This window comes from Streptomyces sp. NPDC094034 (assembly GCF_040303865.1).
GTDB lineage: Bacteria > Actinomycetota > Actinomycetes > Streptomycetales > Streptomycetaceae > Streptomyces.
Map to the genome: position 1 here is coordinate 110,701 of NZ_JBEOUD010000009.1, position 17,590 is coordinate 128,290.

General features: G+C 69.8%; 14 protein-coding genes. 8 read left to right on the forward strand and 6 right to left on the reverse strand.

The genetic code is table 11. The annotated features are described in order from the left end of the window. Positions 1-1,008, reverse strand: coding sequence for a glycosyltransferase family 2 protein (locus ABTZ59_RS11365; protein ID WP_351394296.1), 1,008 nt, complete (start codon positions 1,006-1,008; stop codon positions 1-3). Beyond that, positions 1,002-3,599: a YfhO family protein gene (locus tag ABTZ59_RS11370; RefSeq protein ID WP_351394299.1), complete on the reverse strand. Its 2,598-nt coding sequence runs from the start codon at positions 3,597-3,599 to the stop codon at positions 1,002-1,004. The genes ABTZ59_RS11365 and ABTZ59_RS11370 overlap by 7 nt, the downstream gene beginning before the upstream one ends. Before the next feature lie 392 nt (positions 3,600-3,991). Between ABTZ59_RS11370 and ABTZ59_RS11375 the strand changes: the two genes are divergently transcribed. Both ABTZ59_RS11375 and ABTZ59_RS11380 read left to right on the forward strand, forming a co-directional pair. Then, positions 3,992-4,594: a hypothetical protein gene (locus ABTZ59_RS11375; RefSeq protein WP_351394302.1), complete on the forward strand. Its 603-nt coding sequence runs from the start codon at positions 3,992-3,994 to the stop codon at positions 4,592-4,594. 1,299 nt (positions 4,595-5,893) lie between these two features. Further along, complete coding sequence (locus ABTZ59_RS11380; protein ID WP_351394305.1) at positions 5,894-6,619, forward strand: TetR/AcrR family transcriptional regulator; 726 nt, start codon at positions 5,894-5,896, stop codon at positions 6,617-6,619. 108 nt (positions 6,620-6,727) lie between these two features. Here ABTZ59_RS11380 and ABTZ59_RS11385 read toward each other — a convergent pair whose 3' ends face one another. The 4 genes from ABTZ59_RS11385 to ABTZ59_RS11400 all read right to left on the reverse strand — a co-directional run bounded on the left by ABTZ59_RS11385 (position 6,728) and on the right by ABTZ59_RS11400 (position 11,365). Then, a complete protein-coding gene (locus ABTZ59_RS11385; protein ID WP_351394308.1) occupies positions 6,728-8,743 on the reverse strand; it encodes an ABC transporter ATP-binding protein in 2,016 nt (671 codons plus the stop codon). A gap of 233 nt (positions 8,744-8,976) precedes the next feature. Next, the gene (locus ABTZ59_RS11390) at positions 8,977-9,417 is read right to left on the reverse strand and encodes a universal stress protein (protein WP_351394311.1); all 441 of its coding nucleotides are present in this window, start codon (positions 9,415-9,417) and stop codon (positions 8,977-8,979) included. 59 nt (positions 9,418-9,476) lie between these two features. Beyond that, the gene (locus ABTZ59_RS11395) at positions 9,477-10,181 is read right to left on the reverse strand and encodes an FMN reductase (protein ID WP_351394521.1); all 705 of its coding nucleotides are present in this window, start codon (positions 10,179-10,181) and stop codon (positions 9,477-9,479) included. 101 nt (positions 10,182-10,282) lie between these two features. Next, a complete protein-coding gene (locus tag ABTZ59_RS11400) occupies positions 10,283-11,365 on the reverse strand; it encodes an LLM class flavin-dependent oxidoreductase (protein ID WP_351394314.1) in 1,083 nt (360 codons plus the stop codon). Between the two features lie 453 nt (positions 11,366-11,818). Between ABTZ59_RS11400 and ABTZ59_RS11405 the strand changes: the two genes are divergently transcribed. The 6 genes from ABTZ59_RS11405 to ABTZ59_RS11430 all read left to right on the forward strand — a co-directional run bounded on the left by ABTZ59_RS11405 (position 11,819) and on the right by ABTZ59_RS11430 (position 17,556). After that, positions 11,819-12,952 carry a methyltransferase domain-containing protein gene (locus ABTZ59_RS11405; RefSeq protein WP_351394317.1) on the forward strand — a complete coding sequence of 378 codons (1,134 nt, stop codon included), beginning with the start codon at positions 11,819-11,821 and terminating at the stop codon, positions 12,950-12,952. A gap of 55 nt (positions 12,953-13,007) precedes the next feature. After that, positions 13,008-13,394, forward strand: a complete 387-nt coding sequence (locus ABTZ59_RS11410; RefSeq protein WP_351394321.1) for a DUF6126 family protein — start codon at positions 13,008-13,010, stop codon at positions 13,392-13,394. Between the two features lie 274 nt (positions 13,395-13,668). Beyond that, positions 13,669-14,379: a GNAT family N-acetyltransferase gene (locus tag ABTZ59_RS11415; RefSeq protein ID WP_351394324.1), complete on the forward strand. Its 711-nt coding sequence runs from the start codon at positions 13,669-13,671 to the stop codon at positions 14,377-14,379. Between the two features lie 72 nt (positions 14,380-14,451). Next, complete coding sequence (locus tag ABTZ59_RS11420; protein WP_351394326.1) at positions 14,452-15,486, forward strand: serine hydrolase; 1,035 nt, start codon at positions 14,452-14,454, stop codon at positions 15,484-15,486. A 406-nt stretch (positions 15,487-15,892) separates the two neighbouring features. Then, complete coding sequence (locus ABTZ59_RS11425; RefSeq protein ID WP_351394329.1) at positions 15,893-16,021, forward strand: hypothetical protein; 129 nt, start codon at positions 15,893-15,895, stop codon at positions 16,019-16,021. A 116-nt stretch (positions 16,022-16,137) separates the two neighbouring features. Then, the gene (locus ABTZ59_RS11430) at positions 16,138-17,556 is read left to right on the forward strand and encodes a diaminobutyrate--2-oxoglutarate transaminase (protein WP_351394332.1); all 1,419 of its coding nucleotides are present in this window, start codon (positions 16,138-16,140) and stop codon (positions 17,554-17,556) included. Positions 17,557-17,590 lie beyond the last annotated feature (34 nt).

Here is a 17,590-nt window from a genome sequence, read left to right on the forward strand (position 1 = left end):
TCAGCGTACGGGCCGGCTCACCCGCCGATCCGACCTGGCCGATTCCGTCAGCGATACGCCGACCGTCGGGGTGTTGGACGCCTTGACGAGATAGTGCGGGCGCCGCTTCACCTCGTAATAGATGCGCCCGATGTATTCACCGACGATCCCGATCATCGAAATCTGCGCCCCGGCCAGAGCGGTGACGACCACCAACAGGGTCGCGTAACCCGGGGTGTCGACGCCCTGCGTCAGAACTCCGCCGACGATCCACACGGCGTAGACGGCGGCGATCACCATCAGGGTGACACCGAGATGGACGGCGGCGCGCAGGGGCTTGTTGTTGAAGGAAAGCAGGCCGTCCAGACCATAGTTGACGAGCTTTCCGAAGCTCCATTTGCTGGTGCCTTCCTCGCGTACGGCGTTCTCGTAATTGAACGTCGTGCTGGGAAAGCCCACCCATGCGAAAAGGCCCTTGGAGAAACGGTTGTACTCGGTGAGGGCCGCGACGGAGTCCGCCGCCCGGCGCGAGAGCAGCCGGAAATCCCCCACGCCGTCCACGATCTCCACGTCCATGAAGCGGTTGATGAGCCAGTAATAGGCCCGCGCGGTGAGGGTCCTGCTGAACCGGTCTCCCTTTCGGGTGCGCCGGGCGATGACCTGGTCGTATCCCTCACGGTGCAGTTCCACCATGCGCGATATGAGCTCCGGCGGATGCTGGAGGTCCGCGTCCATGATGACGAGCGCGTCACCGGCGGCGTGCTCCAGACCGGCGAGCATCGCGGCTTCCTTGCCGAAGTTACGGCTGAAGGAGATATAGCGGACGCGGGAGTCCTTGTCGGCGAGCCGGCTGAGGTGGGGCAGTGTTTCGTCGCTGCTGCCGTCGTCCACGAAGACGAACTCGAACGACAGGTCGGAGTCGGCGTCGGAGCCGAGTTCGAGCGCGGAGGTCTCTTGGGTGACGCGCTCGTGGAAACGGTCGATCACCGCTTCCTCGTTGTAGCACGGAACGACGATGGAGATCAGCATGACGCTTCCTGACGGGTTTGTCGCCGCGACGACCGTGCGAGCCGGACGCTGTGGACGATGAGGCCAATGAGAACGAGGAGGGAGGCTCCGCCCACCAGCGCGCCGATACGCAGGCCCGGGGGCCGGAAATCACAGCGGACGGTGGTCGGGGCCGAGGAATCAGCGAGTGGTACGGCCACGAGGCCGAGGTACGAGTCCGCGGGCCGCGGCGCGGAGTCGCCCGCGGCACACCGCCAGCCGGCGATACGCGGCACGGCGAGCACCGCGAACCCCTTGGCGTGCGCGGGGAGTTCGGCCGTCACGGAGTGGCCGGAGACGCGGACGTCGGTGGCTCCGGTGGCCTGGAGGCGCTGCGTGGTCTCGCGCAGACGGTCGGTGTCCAGACAGCCGAGCGCGCCGTCCGGGACCGTGCCGCCCTTGTCGGGGCTGAGCTCGATCGTGACGCGCCCGGAGGGCGGGACGGTGCCGAGCGGCTGCATCGCGGCGATCTTGGTGACGGGGCGGGGGCCGAGATGAGGCTCGTGACCAGGTTCGGGATAGGCGTCGGGACGGAGGTCGTCCCGGGGGTCGGACTGGAACCTGGCCACGGTCGCGCGCGGCCCCGTGCCGGAGGACGAGCCCGAGGCGGTCGCGGGGGCCTCGTCCGCCAGGCGCGCGGTGCCCGAATAGTTCGGCGCCCACAGCTGCGGCTCACTGCCGGCCGGACAGGACGCGGTGATCCGGGCGGCGACACCGCGGAGGGTCGTGACGGGCCGGATCCTGGGCACCGTATAGACCCGGGCGCCGAGCAGCTTCTCCTGGTTGCGGAAGGCCGAGGCGCCGAACTCCGGCACGGGACCGGCGGGCCGGACGGTGACCAGCGGCGGCACCGGCCGCCGCGTGACCACCGGAGCGCCGCCCTCCTGGGGATTCCACTTCTGGTGCGGGTCGGGAGGGGAGTGCACGCGGGCGCCCACGGAGAAGACGACATCCGTGACCGGGTTGTCCAGGCTCTGCACCGACCGTCCGCGCGACGTCCAGCCGCCGCCGAGCGCCGTGAGCGTACGGCTGAGCACATCGGACGTCATGCTGCTGTAGTACTGAGCGCCCTGGCCGCCGACGAGCATCGGGTCGTTCGCGACCGTCTGCTCACGGCCCGGGTCGGTGCGCTCGCGCGGCCAGTCGTCCACCCGCGCGATGGCCTCGCGCTGCTCGCGCTGCCGCTCGCCCCACGGCGCGTAGTCGTCCGCGTGGTCCAGCCTCAGCCTGTCGGCGCGGGCCGTGGTCCCCGCGGACTGGCCCAGTTGGACGGCGATCAGCACGACGGCGCAGCAGGCGACCAGCCATGGACGGGGCACACGGGCCGCCATGACCATCAGCGTGACGACGGCCGTGGCGGCGCCCACCAGCGCGATCGGGATCGTCCACCGATGCATCAGGGCACTGAAGCTCGCACCGGCCATGACGAGCGCCAGCACTCCGCTCGCGGCCGGCACCGGAAGCCGGCCGGCGATCCCGTGGGAGAACGACCACCACGCGGCGATCACCAGCAGCCCGCACAGAACGAACGCCTGCCGGTAGGCACTCCCGTTGGGGGTGCTGAACGCGTTCCAGAACAGATGGGTGGGGCCCCACTGGAACGACACCGTCACCGCGACGACGAGCAGCGTCAGCACCAGGCGCGCCCGTCGCGGCACCGCCGCGTTGAACGGCAGGGTGAGTGCGAGCAGCAGCGCCGCGGTGTTCACGTACAGGGCCGGGCTTGAGAAGCCGTACGTGCCGGGCAGCAGCCGGGCGAGCACATCGGTCCACGGCACCGCCGAGAACACGGTGTTCCGGCCGGGGTACGCGTGCCGCGTCCCGAAGTAGATGACGAGCACCACCGGCGCGGCGAGGCCCATACCCAGCGCGCTGGTCAGGGCGGCCCTTCGCAGCGCCACGAGCCGCTCCCGGACGGACCTCGATTCGGTCAACAGCCGGGCGAGGAGCAGGAGTCCGGCTCCGAGCGTGGCCATGTAGGCGGTGTAGAAGTTGGCGGTCCAGACGACCGCGACCACCAGCGCGCCGAGCACCGGCCGACGGCCGGCCGACGCCCACTCACCCACCAGGCAGAGCAGCGGGAAGGCGATCAGACCGTCCAGCCACATCGGGTTGTACGCGGCGTCCGCCAGGGCCCACCCGCACAGGGCGTACGAGCCGCCCAGCGCCCCCGCCACCCACCAGCTCCCGGGGCGCAGCCGCAGCAGCAGCCAGGCCATCACGGCACCGGCCGCGGCCAGCTTCGCGACGGTGATCACATAGACCGCGAGATCGATCTCGTCCCGTGGAAAGAACGCGACCAGCGGGGCGAACGGGCTGGTGAGGTACGTACCGAGATCCGGCAGCAGGCTGGAGCCGAAGCCGGAGCGCCAGTTGACGAACAGATCGCCGTCGGCTTTGCCGTGCAGCAGGTCCCACAGATAGGCGTGGTACGGAACGTACTGGTTGCCCAGATCGTTGACGCTGCGGGTACGGGAGCCGAACGGAAAGACACGCGCGAGCGCGTCACCGGCGCACAGTGCCGTGGCGGTGATGAGGGCGGCGAGACATGCGGCGCGGCCGATAGGTTTCACACAGAGATCTGTCCCCGGAAGCCACCGCGTTGCCGTGATGTAGAGCACATTTCGACGTCAACACCGCGCCCGCGCGACCACGCGTCCGGGAGTCCACGGCCGATCCGCTGTCGAAATTCCCTGACGAGGGGTCATAATGGGACGCGTAGCCCTTCGCGCATCCCCCGTCGTGAAGGGCTACACCTATTCGCCCCGGCCGGATTCACCTGCGCGGCAACGGAATTCGCCGTCGGAGAGCCCCATGGACAGGGGACTCCCCTCGTGGCCCCCTGTCCATGTTTTTTCGAGTTAACAGTGACGTAAAGTGGTTGTGCAAGCGTGTTCTGCCCCTGGGGCGTCCTCATCGGGGCCGGCTACAAGCACGAGCCCGCTGACCGAAATCGGTGGCCAGTATGGACAACGATGTCAACCCCGCGGCCGCCGGGGACGGCGGCGACGGCCGGGACGGCCGGGGCAGTGACGGCCACCGCGATCTCGACCCCGAAGAGCGCGTGCGGGAACTGCGGACGCTGCGTCAGAAGGTCGAGTACATGGTGGAGAAGACCTTCCCGGGCCAGAAGATCTCGGGCCGGGTCTTCGCGGACCTGGTCAAGGAGCGCGGCGGCTCCCTTTCCCACAGCTACTTCTCCAACATCCTCGCAGGGAAGGTGACTCGGCCGTCGGAAGAGATCCTGCGGGCCCTAGGGCTGGGTTTCGGCGTGGACTGGCGCTTCTTCAAGGAAAAGTCCGAGGTCGTCGACGATGTCGTGGCCGGACTCCAGTTCCTCGCGAAGTGCCGCACGGGAGAGATCAACGGAATCACGGCGCGCGGTCTCCACGGCGCCGAACTCTCCCCGGAGCTACTGCAATTCGCGCTGTCGCTGCTGAAGGACACCGAGGCCGGAGGGAGCGGGAGGGGCGGGGGGACGGGTGACGGGAACGCGGAGGGTAGGAACCCGGACGGTGGGAACACGGACGCGACATCGGCCCCGGAAGCGAACCCGGAATCGCGGTAGGTGCATGCGCACCACCACCGTCCCCGCGACCGCACCGTCACCGACATCTTCCAGCCCCGCAACGTCCCGCTGATCGGCGTCCTCGCTTGCCGGCGCGAGGACCGAGGGGTAGTCGGGGTGGGCCGGGGTCGGTCATGGCGGGTGGGGGCCGCCCCTAGGTTTCAGTTTCGCGGTTGCGGGTTGGGCGTCAAGGGCGCTCCTTCGTCGCGTCGGCAAGCCGATGGGCTGCGCCCACCCTTGACACCCAACCCTCCACCGCAAGTGCAGCTTTGAGGGGGGGCGGCCCGGGGGGAGGGGTCCCCGGGGAAGCAGCTCTGTTCCGGGGGCCGGATCCCGACCGCAGGTCGGTGGGCCCTGCGGGGCTGCGCAGGAGTGGAGTGGGGCGGCCCGGCACCGGCAAAGCGACTGACGGTCGGGGAATGGTCGGGACTCATGCCCCGCTGGTGACAGTCCGTTGGCGGGTGCACCTGTTGCCTGAGGGGGACGGACTCGCCACCCGCCCCCTATGTCCCAGTTTGGCGAGCCATTCCAGGGGCCCCGGGCAGGTCATGCGTCCTGGGTTCGGTTAAGTCGTCTCCACGGCACATCGCCACCCCTGACCGGCCCCCTGGCCGCCCCGGGAGTCACACCCCCCCATCACCCACACCCCTAGCAGCGGGGCACCAGCCCTGGCCGCTCCCCGGCCCCGGACCGTGGGGAATGGGGTGGATGTGACTGATGAGGCCGGTCAGAGGGGGGATGCGCCATCGGGCCCGGTTAACCGAACTCAGGACGCATGACCCGCCGGAGCACTCCCCAAAGCCCCTTCTAAACCGGGACATTGGGGGCAGGTGGGGTCCCTCCGCCCCAGGGCACAGGTGTCACCCGACAACGGACCGTCACCAGCGGGGCATGAAGCCCCACCACCCACCCACATCCACTCGCTGAGCCGGTGCCGGGCCGCCCCACTCCACTCCTGCGCAGCCCCGCAGGGCCCACCGACCTGCGGTCGGGATCCGGCCCCCGGAACATGGGAGCTTCCCCGGGGACCCCTCCCCCCCGGGCCGCCCCCCTCAAAGCTGCACTTGCGGTGGAGGGTTGGGTGTCAAGGGTGGGCGCAGCCCATCGGCTTGCCGACGCGACGAAGGAGCGCCCTTGACGCCCAACCCGCAACCGCGAAACTGAAACCTAGGGGCGGCCCCCACCCGCCATGACCGACACCGGCCCACCCCGACTACCCCTCGGCCCTCACCCGACGCCAACCACCCCAGGTAGCATCTCAATCGGGGAGCGCTCCACGCTTTCCTTGGAAGGGTGGTCATGGGAGCCAGCGAGCGGAAACCGGCGGAGGCGGCGCCGCTGCGGCGCGATGCTCGGCGCAATCGGGAGTTGTTGATCGCCTCCGCGCGGGAGGTGTTCGCCGAGCAGGGGCTCGACGCGTCGCTGGATGAGATCGCTCGTCGGGCCGGCGTCGGTAACGCCACTCTGTACCGGCACTTCCCCGACCGGGCCGCCCTCATCGAGGCCGTCTTCCACGAATCCCTCGGTGAGACACAGCGCGCCGGTGAGGAGGCGCGGCTGAGTGACGATGCCTGGGCGGGGCTCACCACGTATCTCTCCTCGATCTTCGCGGGGCTGGCCGCCGACCGTGGGGCCAACGACCTGATGACCACCGGCATACGGGGCGTGCCCTCGCTCGAAGCCCTGCATGCCGAGAACCGGGAGACCGTCGGCATCCTCCTGGCGCGCGCCCAGCGGCAGGGGACGATGCGTCGTGACATCACCACCGAGGACCTGCTCTTCAGCCTGGCCGCGCTCGGCCGCGCCGTGCCCGCCCTGACCACCACGGCCCCGGACGCCTGGCGGCGCTACCTCGCCCTTCTCCTCGACGGGCTGCGCGCACAGCCCGGCGAACCGACAGCGCCCGCCACGTCCGCCACGTCCGCCGCGACCGCCGCACCCACCCCACCACTTCCCGCACCGCCCCTCACCCTCGATGAACTCAGCAGCGTCCTCCGTGACTTGGGCCCGCACCGCGCCCGCTGAAGTGCCTCGGTAACAAACAGGCCGCGAGGCCGCGACGGGCGCCGACGTAGCGCATCCGGGCCTGCGTATGGATCTCTCCGAAGCGGTGCCGTCCCGGTCCTCCCGGTCCTAGGACCGGACGGACGGAACCGACGGGACAGACGGAACCGACGAGGCCGGGGCCTCCGTCGCGTACTGGGCCGCCTGGATCCGGTACAGGCCGCGGAAGACCTTCGGGCCCTCGACCTCGTCCGACAGCAGTTCCGAGAAGGTGCCGCTCTCCACGACCCGCCCCCGGTCCAGGACATGGATCAGATCCGCCGCCCGTACCGAGCCGAGCCGGTGCGTGATCAGGATGACCGTCTGGCCGGAGTCCGCGAGGCTGCGGATCTGCTCGAAGAGTTGCTGCTCGGCCTTGGCGTCGAGGGCGGAGGTCGGCTCGTCGACGATGAGGATCTGTCCCGCGCGGTAGTGCGCGCGGCCGAGACCGATTCGCTGCCATTGACCGCCGGAGAGTTGGTGACCGCCCTTGTACCCCCGGGCCAGCAGCGTCTTCCAGCCGCGCGGCAGCTCCGCCATCAGCTCCTCGGCGCCCGCGTACCGTACCGCCGCGTCCAGCCTCTCCTGGCTCACCGGCGCCTCGGGCCGTCCGATGCTGACGTTCACCGTGGCGGTGAAGGGCCACCGGTAGAAGTCCTGGCCCACCACCGCGACCCGCGAGACCAGTTCCTGCCGGTCCGCCTCCGCCGCGTCGACCCCGTCCCACAGGATGCGGCCGGAGTCCGGCCGGTAGAGCCCGCACAACAGCTTGACCAGGGTGGACTTGCCACTGCCGTTCTCCCCCACCAGCGCGACGATCCGGCCGGCGGGGATGGTCAGGCTGGCGCCGTCGAGCGCGCGTTTGTTGTCCTTGCCCCGGTAGGTGAAGACGACATCCTCGAAGGTGATCGTCTCCGGCTTCTCGGGCAGCGGCAGCCCGCCGACCGGAATCGCGCGCTCGACCGCCTCCTCGCACAGCCGGTGCAGGTCCCCGACAAACAGGCTTTCCTCGTGCAGGTAGTTCACCTGGAGCACCAGATTCTCCAGGCTGGAGGAGCCGCTACGGATCGCGAGTACGGCGGTGCCGCCGACGGAGAGCGCCATCGTGCCCGTCCACAGCAGCCCGCCGAGCGTGGCATACGCGGCGCCCGTCGCCAGCCCGGTCCATCCGGCGGCGATCAGCCCCGTACGGGCGGCGAGCCGGGCGAGCCTGCGCTGCTCCGCCTCCTGCGACCGCGACATCTCGCGGAAGTGATGCAGCAGGAACGGTCCGACATTGTGGACCCGTATCTCCGGCGCCGCGTCGGTGGAGATCAGCAGACGGCTGATCAGACTCCCGGCCCGTGAGTGCTGTACCCACACCTGGAACGAGATGTAACGGCGCCGCGCCATCGACAGGGCCGCCCAGGCGCTGGGCAGCGTCATCGCCACGAGCAGCGGGAGCAGTACGGGGTGCAGTACGGCGAGCACGCCGGCCGCCGCGATCAGCGACATCAGGGCGTTGAGGACATTCTGGCAGTACTGCACCATCCGCCGGGCCGAACCGGCGCCGTACTGAGCGCTGTCGAGAAGCTTGTGGAACTCGTCGTCCTCGACCGCTTCCAGCTCGACGTTGGCGGTATGTGACAAGTACCGCTCGGTGGCGACCCGTTCGACCTTCGGTTCCAGCTGTCCCGTACCGGCGGTGGACAGGGCCCGCAGCACCGCGCCCGCCAGAGCTGCACCACCGGCGACCGCCAGCGCCGGGCCCGCGTGGGTGAGCCGCTCGACGGTGGTGCCCTCGCCCAGGAGATGTCCGAGGACGCGGTTCACGGCGATCAGTCCGACCGCCTGACTGACCCCTCGGCCGATCTCCGCGCAGGTCACCAGGCGCAGGGCGGCCCTGTCCGCCTCCCACGCCAAGCGGGCCGTCGTACCGACCAGCCGGGGCAGCCGCGTGACCATGGACCGTAAGTTGAGCTGGAGGAAGGCGTCGTCATGCTTGTTCCAGCCCATGTCGTACCGCAGCGGACCGCCGAACAGCGTCTCCTCGGACTCGGACGTCTCCACACGCTCCGTCTCGCTGGTGACCTCACTGGTGGTACGGGGTTTCCGTCGCGATGCCATGGATGTTCGATGCCCAGACCGAAGGACCCTCACGACAGCTCACCCGGCGTGAACGGAGCACACCCGGCGCACTCCCCCGGCCGAGCGCCGTCTTTCGGAACCCGGCGAGGAGCGACGCCGCGTCCGAGCCGACTCCAAGCCCGCTCCGAACCGACTCCGAACCGACTCCGAGCCTGCTCCTAACCGCCTCCGAGCCGACTCGAAGCCGACTCCGAACCGCCTCCGAGCCGTTCTCAGTCCTCGGCGATCTCGCCGCGCACCACGACCACCGGGCACTTGGCGTGCTGCGTGACATGCAGGCTCACCGACCCGAGCAGGGCCGCCTTGAAGCCGCTGTATCCACGGTCGCCGACCACCAGGAGCGAGGCCCCCTCGGCGCTGTCCAGCAGGACCTGCGCGGCGGGGCCGGCGACGACGCGGCGTTCGACCACGGCCGCGACATCCGCCTCCAGCGTCTTGTCCAGCGCCTCGTCCAGGATCTGCCAGGCCAGCTGCTCCGGTTCGAACTCCGGCGGCACGCCCGGCAGCATGCCCGCCCAGCCGGTGGCCGGGTACTCCCAGCCGATCACCGCGCCCACCTCGTCACCGGTCAGCTTCGCCTGCCGTACGGCCCAGCGCAGCGCCTTCAGCGAAGGCTCCGAGCCGTCGACGCCGACCACGATGGTGCCACTCATGACATTCCTCCTGTTGATTGATCGTTCGCTTTTGCCCCGAATCTCCCTATGGGGCGAATCTACTTAAGGTTCGCGAGAAGGCGCTCGAAGGGCACCACTTCGTCCATCTCGTCCATCGCGTCCCCGTCGTCCATCTCGTCCGCGTCGTCCAGCTCGCCCACCTCGCCCGTCCCGTCCGGGCCGGCGCTCTCGTACACGCCCGTCCCACCGGTCACGGGCGTCAGCCCCCGCAGCAGCCGGGCGAACTCGCCACCGGCGCGGTCGATCCGGGCCGGCAGGCCGCCCCCGTACACGTCGGCGCCCGCGCCCCAGTCGTCGGTCGCCGCGAAGACGGCCGTCGGCAGGGTGAGCGCGTGCAGATACGAGAAGAGCGGGCGCATCGCGTGCTCCACCACGAGCGAGTGGCGCGCGGTGCCGCCGGTGGCGGCGAGCAGTACGGGCGTTCCGGTGAGCGCGTCCGGCTCGATCAGGTCGAAGAACGACTTGAACAGTCCGCTGTACGAGCCCGCGAAGACCGGGCTCACGACAATGAGCCCGTCCGCGCCGGTCACCGCCTCCAGCGCCGCGCTCAGCGCGGCCGCCGGGAAGCCGGTGACCAGGTGGTTCGCGATCTCGACGGCCAGATCGCGCAGTTCGACGATCTCGACCTCGGCCTTCCGGTCGTCGGCGGCCAGTTCACGGCTGGTCGCCTCCGCCAGCCGGTCCGCCAGCAGCCTGGTGGAGGACGGCTTGCTCAGCCCGGCCGATACGGCGACGAGCCGCAACGGCCCGGCTCCGCCCGCACGCGTACCGGTGCCCGTACGCCTAGCCGTGCTCGTGCCCGCCAGGGTGCTCGTACCCGCCCCGGTGCTCGTACGCTCCATCGTCAGACCCCCTCCTTCACCGGCGTGTCGGCGGCCGGGTGCACAGGACCGTCCGGGACGCCGGCCGGCCGCAGCGCCGCGAACTCCTTGCGCAGTACGGGTACGACCTCCTCGCCCAGCAGATCCAGCTGCTCAAGCACGGTCTTCAGCGGCAGCCCCGCGTGGTCCATCAGGAACAGCTGGCGCTGGTAGTCGCCGAAGGCGTCTCGGAAGGCGAGGGTCTTCTCGATGACCTCCTGAGGGCTGCCCACGACCAGCGGCGTCTGCTCCGTGAATTCCTCCAGGGAGGGCCCGTGCCCGTAGACCGGCGCGTTGTCGAAGTACGGGCGGAATTCCCGTACCGCGTCCTGCGAGTTCTTCCGGATGAACGCCTGACCGCCCAGACCGACGATGGCCTGTTCCGGGGTGCCGTGCCCGTAGTGCGCGTAGCGCTTCCGGTAGAGCCGGATCAGCTTCTGGAAGTGCTCCTTGGGCCAGAAGATGTTGTTCGCGAAGAAGCCGTCTCCGTAGTAGGCGGCCTGCTCGGCGATCTCGGGCGAGCGGATCGAGCCGTGCCAGACGAACGGCGGGGTGCCGTTCAGCGGCCGGGGCGTCGAGGTGAAGCCCTGGAGCGGCGTACGGAACTTGCCTTCCCAGTCGACGACGTCCTCGCGCCACAACTTGTGGAGCAGCGCGTACTTCTCGATGGCGAGCGGGATGCCCTGCCGGATGTCCTCGCCGAACCACGGATAGACGGGCCCGGTGTTACCGCGTCCCATCATCAGATCGACGCGCCCGTCGGCCAGATGCTGGAGCATCGCGAAGTCCTCCGCGATCTTCACCGGGTCGTTGGTGGTGATCAGTGTGGTGGACGTCGACAGGATCAGCCGCTCGGTGGTGGCCGCGATATAGCCGAGCATCGTGGTGGGCGACGAGGGGACGAAGGGCGGGTTGTGGTGCTCGCCGGTGGCGAAGACATCCAGCCCGACCTCCTCCGCCTTTTGCGCGATGGCGACCATGGCCTTGATCCGCTCGTGCTCGGTCGGCGTACGTCCGGTGGTCGGGTCGGGCGTGACATCGCCGACGGTGAAGATCCCGAACTGCATCGCGCTCACCTCTCGCCTTTCTCAGAGATTGTTGATCGGTCGATTGGTTGAAGATTCAACTGAAGCTTACAACGGAACACCCCCGGCCTCTATTCCGCCCCCGCTCCGGCGGGCCCCCCGGCCCGCGAGCTGCGGGGAGTGCGCGACCTGTGGCGAGTACTCGACAGCGACCCCCGAGAGGTCACCGTGAGTGATTATCTGTGGCTCTGAGTGGACAGTTCAGAGTCGTGAGCGTCCTGCTGAAGGGAAGAAGCCGAAGGGAAGAAGAGGACGCCGTCCGGTTCCGATTCGCCGAGAGAGGCGGTAGTTGTGGGAGAACATCGCAAACCCGATCCCGACCCGGGCCAGGGCAGGCCGCCGCCTGGCAACTCGGACGGGTCGGACGGGTCGGACGGGTCGGACGGGAAAGTGCCCGATCAGCCTCCACCCAGCGGCACGCGCAGAAAGTAACCAGTGGAAGAGCGCGAAGAGTTCGCCGAACTCCGCCACCGACTCGCGCATGCCATGGACGCCCGGTGCGATTGGCCCGCGGACTCTCCATGGATCCGCGAGGCGGTCCGGGAGCTGCCGAGGCATCGGTTCGCTCCGGACCGGCTGTGGTCCTGGGACGGCTCCGACTACGTCCCGGCGGAGCGCGCCACCGCACCCGGGCGCTGGGCGGAGCTCGTCTACCCGGGACCCGACGGGGCCACCATTACGCAGATCACCGACGGTCTGCCGTCCTCCAGCCTCTCCTGTCAGGCGATCGTGGTGGACATGCTCGACTCACTGATGGTGAACCCCGGGCATCGCGTGCTGGAGCTGGGTACGGGGACGGGCTGGAACGCGGCGCTGCTCGCCGCGCGGGCGGGACCCGGTCTCGTGACCAGTGTGGAGGTCGACGACGGGCTGGCGGCCGTGGCGCGCGAGCGTCTCGACGCGGTGGGCGCGGGGGTGGTCGTGAAGGTCGGTGACGGCACTCACGGGGACCCGGAGGGTGCTCCGTACGACCGGCTCATGGCGACGTATGCGGTCGATGAGGTGCCGTGGTCATGGGTGGAACAGACCAGGCCGGGCGGCCGTATCGTCACTCCCTGGGGCAGGCTGGGTCATGTGGCGCTCACCGTGGCCGCCGATGGCCGCTCGGCCTCCGGCTGGGTTCAGGGGCTCGCCACGTTCATGCCGAGCCGTGGCACCGACCAGGGCCGGAGCTGGCATGAGGTCCGCGGTGAGGGTCCGCCCGGGGTCGAAGGACCTTTCCCGCGGAGCCCACTGCCCCTGCGTACCGACTCCGGCCTCCTCTTCGCCCTGCGCGTCATGCTGCCGGACGTACGTATCACCACGGAAGCCGACGAGGGCATGACCGCCTGGCTGCATGACGGCAGTTCCTCCTGGGCGACGCTGGTCGCGATGCCTGACGAGCACGCCGTGGTGTACCAGGGCGGGCCCCGTCGCCTGGCTGATGAGATCGACCGGGCGTGGCAGAGGTGGGAGAGCGCCGGGGCACCGGATCTGTACGACTTCGGCATCACCCGGACCCCCCAAGAGCAGTACGTATGGAGCGGTGACAAGGACACGGGGCCGCGCTGGGAACCCGCCCTCCGATGAGTCGGATAGTTCAGACGGTTCGGATCGTTCGGATCGTTCGGATGGTGGGGGTGACATGTGCGGGGGTGGCTCTCCGCGCGCCTTCGTCTCCCTCCTCTACATCATCGCGACGCACTTCTTCGCGGTCTTCGCGACGCATGTCTTCGCGACGCATGTCTTCGCGTGGTTCATCCGGCTGCTCTTCTACGTCGGCGAGCGCGCCTCGGAAAAAGCCCGCTCAGCCGGTGAAGGCCGTGGCTCGTGCCCGCCGCCGCGCCCACGCCCGTCTCCGCCACGCCCGCCTCCGCCTGCTCGTCCGTCGCGGCGCGGTGTGCGCCGGGGGAAGGGGGTTCCGTGGCGTCGGTTCGGGTGGCGCGGTCCTGGGGCTGCCACAAGGAGCGGCCGAAGCTGTAGGTGGCGATGCGATTCCTGTGCTGCCCGTTCACCAGGTGGATCACCATGACGCCCACGACGATCAGGCCCAGGATCACCACAACGCTGATCCAGTTGCTCATCGTGCCCTCGCCTCCTCCCTGCGTGAGCGGGATTCGCGGCTTTTCCAGCGTACTGCGGAAGGTGGACAGAGCCGTGGACAGAACCGTGCGCAGAGCCATGGACAGAACCCATGGACAGAGCCCATGGACAGAACCTCGGACTCGGTATTCCCGTGGTGGTCCTCCCCCTGGGACGATGAACACCGATGTGCCGGCCGGGGGAAGTACAGGGGGAAGCAACAGATGACAGGGGTGTTCATTCGCCGCCTGAGCCGGTGGCAGGCCGAACAGCAGCGGGAAGCCCTCGCCGATGTCTATGTCGAGGCGTACCCCCACGCCCATGGCGAGGAGTCCCGCGACCGCCAGGAGTTCCTGGCCACCTTCGCCGAGGATGTGCAGCGGCCCGGCTTCGACATGGTGGTGGCGAGTGGCGGAAACAAGCCGGCGGCGTACGCGTACGGGTTCGTCCTGGACCGGGCCGGGGAGTGGTGGCGCGCGCTGAGCGGCGAGCTGCCGTGGGACTGCGACATCGAGGAGCTGACCGTCTCGGGGCAGGTCTTCGCCCTCGCCGGGCTGATGGTCCTGCCTGCGCACCGGCGGAACGGGGTGGCCACACAACTGGTCGAGCAGCTGCTGATCCGGACGGACGCGGCGCTGGTGGCCGCGCGGGTCGATCCGCTGAACGAGGCCGCCGTGGGGGCGCTCAGGGCCTGGGGCTGGACGAGGCTGGGCGCGGTCGCGCGGCCGGTCGTCTCGTCGCACATCACGCCGGATGTGCCATCGGACGTGTCATCGGACGTGTCATCGGGCGTGTCATCGGGCGTGTCATCGGGCCTCTCGTCGGATCTCTCGTCGGACGGGGTGGCCGCGACCGTGCCGTTCACCGCCGTACCCGTACCTGGGGTCGGTTCCGGCACGGTTACGGACATCTGGAGCCGCGCGCTGACGTCGTGACCGCGCCGGATCGTTATGGAAGGTTAACGCAAGACACATTCTGGACACATCTAAGCTTTCTAGCCTCGCGGGATGTCCCGCCATCGTTCCGCCCGCAAGACCCGCGGCTTCAGAGCCCGCGGTTCCCTACGGAGCCGGGCCGCGTTCCCGATACTCGCGGCCGTGGCCGCCGTCGTACTCCTGGCCGTCTGGGTGGCCATGGACCTCCCGCCGCTGTCCGGCGGCGACTCGGACGCCAAAGCGCGGTCCGGTGATCCGGGGTGGTCCGCGACACCCGCCACCCCGGCCTCCACTTCGCCTTCGCCTTCCCCCTCCCCCACGCCCTCGCCTTCGCCCTCCGCCGATCCGGATCACGCGCTCTCCGAGCGGCTCGCCCCGATCCTGAACGCCACGACGGCCTCCCTCTCCGTGGCCGTGCTCGATGTCGAGGGCGGGGACAGCGCGGACTACGGCGTGCAGGCCGGGAAGACATACGACACGGCCAGCATCGTGAAGGTCGACATCCTGGCGGCCCTGCTGCTGAAGGCGCAGGACCAGGGCCGGGTGCTCACCGCGCAGGAGAAGAAGTACGCGACCTCGATGATCCAGGTGAGCGACAACGAATCGGCGGACGCCCTGTGGCAGACGATCGGCGGGGCGGACGGTCTGGACGCGGCGAACAAGCGGCTCGGTCTGACGGCGACGACCGGCGGCAGCGGGCCTCTGTGGGGCCTTACGCAGTCGACGGCGACGGACCAACTCGCGCTTCTCTCAGCCGTGTTCGGCGACGACTCCGATTCCCCGCTGAGCTCGCGCTCGCGGACGTACGTCCAGGGCCTGATGAACGGGATATCGGCGGACCAGGACTGGGGAGTGTCGGCCGCGGGCGCGGTGACGGGGCTGAAGAACGGATGGCTGCAACGGACTGCGACGAAACTGTGGGACATCAACAGCATCGGTCGGGTCGTGGCGGACGGGCACGGTTATCTGGTGGCCGTGCTGTCGAGCGGCAACGTCAGCAAGGAGGCCGGGATCTCGCTGGTGGAGAAGGCGGCGAAGACGGCCGTGGCGGCGGCGGTTTCGGTGGCGGTATCGGTATCGGTATCGGCCTCCGGTGATCACACGTAGGCGGGTCTCCCAGGTCCGGTGGATCCCGCAGGCCATGAGGGCCGTGTCCACGGCTCGCCCCGGGGTGCCAAGGCACCCTTGCACGCGCACAGAAATCCATTAGGTTAGGCTCACCTAAGTCTTTGGTCCGCTCTGTCGTAGTGCTCGACCGTTCAGTCCGATCCGGGGGGACCATGCTCGCCGTATCCCGTCCCACGGCGGACCACCTGACGGCGTATCCGGCATTCCGCGGCCGCCGCGTTCCCGTACGCCGCAAGCTGTGTGGCATGCACCCCGTCCGTTCCGCCCTGCCCCTCACCCCCACCCCGAGGTAGAGCCAGCCGTGTCCGTCACGTTACCGCCCTCCGCCGCGCCGCGATCCGCCCACGCCGCCGTCGAGAAGAGGGGCGAGGGGTGTCCGCGCCCCATGGCCGAGAACACCCGCGTCACCGTTGTCGGTGAACCGCGCACCCCCGAGGACACACTTCCGCGCGATGTCCTGATCGACCGGATACGCGAGGGCGGCCTGATCGTTTTCCCTTACGAGGGCTCCTAGGGACGGGAGTTCGCCGTGCACTCGTTCCTCGGCCACCCCGTCGCCGAGCGCCCTCCGCGCTGAGCCCGCCGTCTCTCCGTGTGCCGTTCCTTCTCCTACTCCGCCGGAGCCATGTCATGACCGTGCCCCCCATCACCCTGCCCACGAGCGGGCGGCCCGCCACGAGCGGGCGGCCCGCCTCCGCCGCCACCGCGGACGGCATACTGCGGCGTCAGCGCGCCAGGGAGTCGTCGGCACGCACCTACGCCCGTTCGTTCCCGATCGTCCCGGCCCGCGCCAAGGGCATGACGATCGAGGGGACGGACGGCCGCCGTTATCTCGACTGCCTCTCCGGTGCGGGGACACTCGCACTCGGCCACAACCACCCCGTGGTGCTGGAGGCCATCCGGCGCACGGTGGAGAGCGGGGCGCCGCTGCACGTCCTCGACCTGGCGACCCCGGAGAAGGACGATTTCACCGACGCGCTCTTCGCCACCCTGCCGAAGCCCTTCGCGGACCGGGCCAGGATCCACTTCTGCGGGCCCGCGGGTACGGACGCCGTCGAGGCGGCGCTGAAGCTGATGCAGACCGCGACCGGCCGGCGCGGGGTGCTCGCGTTCACCGGCGCGTACCACGGCATGACCGCGGGCGCGCTGTCGGCGACCGGCGGCGTCGCGGTCAGGGAGCGGGTCGCGGGCGGCGCGGCCGAGGTGACGCGGCTGCCTTATCCGTACCCGTACCGCTGCCCGTTCGGGGTCGGCGGCGAGCGTGGCGCCGAACTGGCCGCCACATATACGGAACGGCTGCTGGACGATCCCTCGGGCGGTGTCGTACCGCCCGCGGCGATGATCGTCGAAGCGGTGCAGGGCGAAGGCGGCGCGGTGCCCGCGCCGGACGGCTGGCTGCGCGAGATGCGGCGGATCACCGGCGAGCGGGGCATCCCGCTGATCGTGGACGAGGTGCAGACGGGCGTCGGACGCACGGGCGCGTTCTGGGCGGTCGAGCACAGCGGGATCGTTCCGGACGCGATGGTCATGTCGAAGGCGATCGGGGGGAGTCTGCCGCTGGCCGTGATCGTGTACGACCAGGACTACGACGGCTGGCTGCCCGGCGCCCATACCGGGACGTTCCGGGGCAACACCTTGGCCATGACCGCGGGCGCGGCGACACTGCGGTACGTGGCCGACGAAGGGCTGACCGAGCGCGCGGCGGTCGTCGGCGCCAGGATGACCGCGCGGCTGGAGGGGCTGCGTTCCGAACTGCCGGTGATCGGTGACGTCCGAGGACGCGGGCTGATGATCGGGGTCGAGATCGTCGACCCGGAGGGGGAGTTGGACTCGTGCGGCGCTCATCCGGTCGCCCCGGCGGTGGCGGAGCGGGTGCGGTCGGCCTGCCTCGACCGGGGGCTGATCGTCGAACTGGGCGGGCGTTTCGGCTCGACCGTCCGGCTTCTCCCGCCGCTCGTCATCACGGACGAGCAGACGGAAGCGGTTCTGGAGCGGCTGACGGACGCGATCGCCGACGTGTCGGGGCAGCAGCCGGGACGGCGCTCATGAGGCCGGATACGGGGACTGTTGCCTCGGCCCCAGC

Bases quoted from the DNA above. Each gene is read 5' to 3' on its own strand.
- ABTZ59_RS11365 (WP_351394296.1), bottom strand. From the start codon at position 1,008: ATGCTGATCTCCATCGTCGTTCCGTGCTACAACGAGGAAGCGGTGATC.
- ABTZ59_RS11375 (WP_351394302.1), top strand. From the start codon at position 3,992: ATGGACAACGATGTCAACCCCGCGGCCGCCGGGGACGGCGGCGACGGC.
- ABTZ59_RS11380 (WP_351394305.1), top strand. From the start codon at position 5,894: ATGGGAGCCAGCGAGCGGAAACCGGCGGAGGCGGCGCCGCTGCGGCGC.
- ABTZ59_RS11385 (WP_351394308.1), bottom strand. From the start codon at position 8,743: ATGGCATCGCGACGGAAACCCCGTACCACCAGTGAGGTCACCAGCGAG.
- ABTZ59_RS11390 (WP_351394311.1), bottom strand. From the start codon at position 9,417: ATGAGTGGCACCATCGTGGTCGGCGTCGACGGCTCGGAGCCTTCGCTG.
- ABTZ59_RS11400 (WP_351394314.1), bottom strand. From the start codon at position 11,365: ATGCAGTTCGGGATCTTCACCGTCGGCGATGTCACGCCCGACCCGACC.
- ABTZ59_RS11410 (WP_351394321.1), top strand. From the start codon at position 13,008: ATGTGCGGGGGTGGCTCTCCGCGCGCCTTCGTCTCCCTCCTCTACATC.
- ABTZ59_RS11415 (WP_351394324.1), top strand. From the start codon at position 13,669: ATGACAGGGGTGTTCATTCGCCGCCTGAGCCGGTGGCAGGCCGAACAG.
- ABTZ59_RS11420 (WP_351394326.1), top strand. From the start codon at position 14,452: ATGTCCCGCCATCGTTCCGCCCGCAAGACCCGCGGCTTCAGAGCCCGC.
- ABTZ59_RS11425 (WP_351394329.1), top strand. From the start codon at position 15,893: ATGGCCGAGAACACCCGCGTCACCGTTGTCGGTGAACCGCGCACCCCC.
- ABTZ59_RS11430 (WP_351394332.1), top strand. From the start codon at position 16,138: ATGACCGTGCCCCCCATCACCCTGCCCACGAGCGGGCGGCCCGCCACG.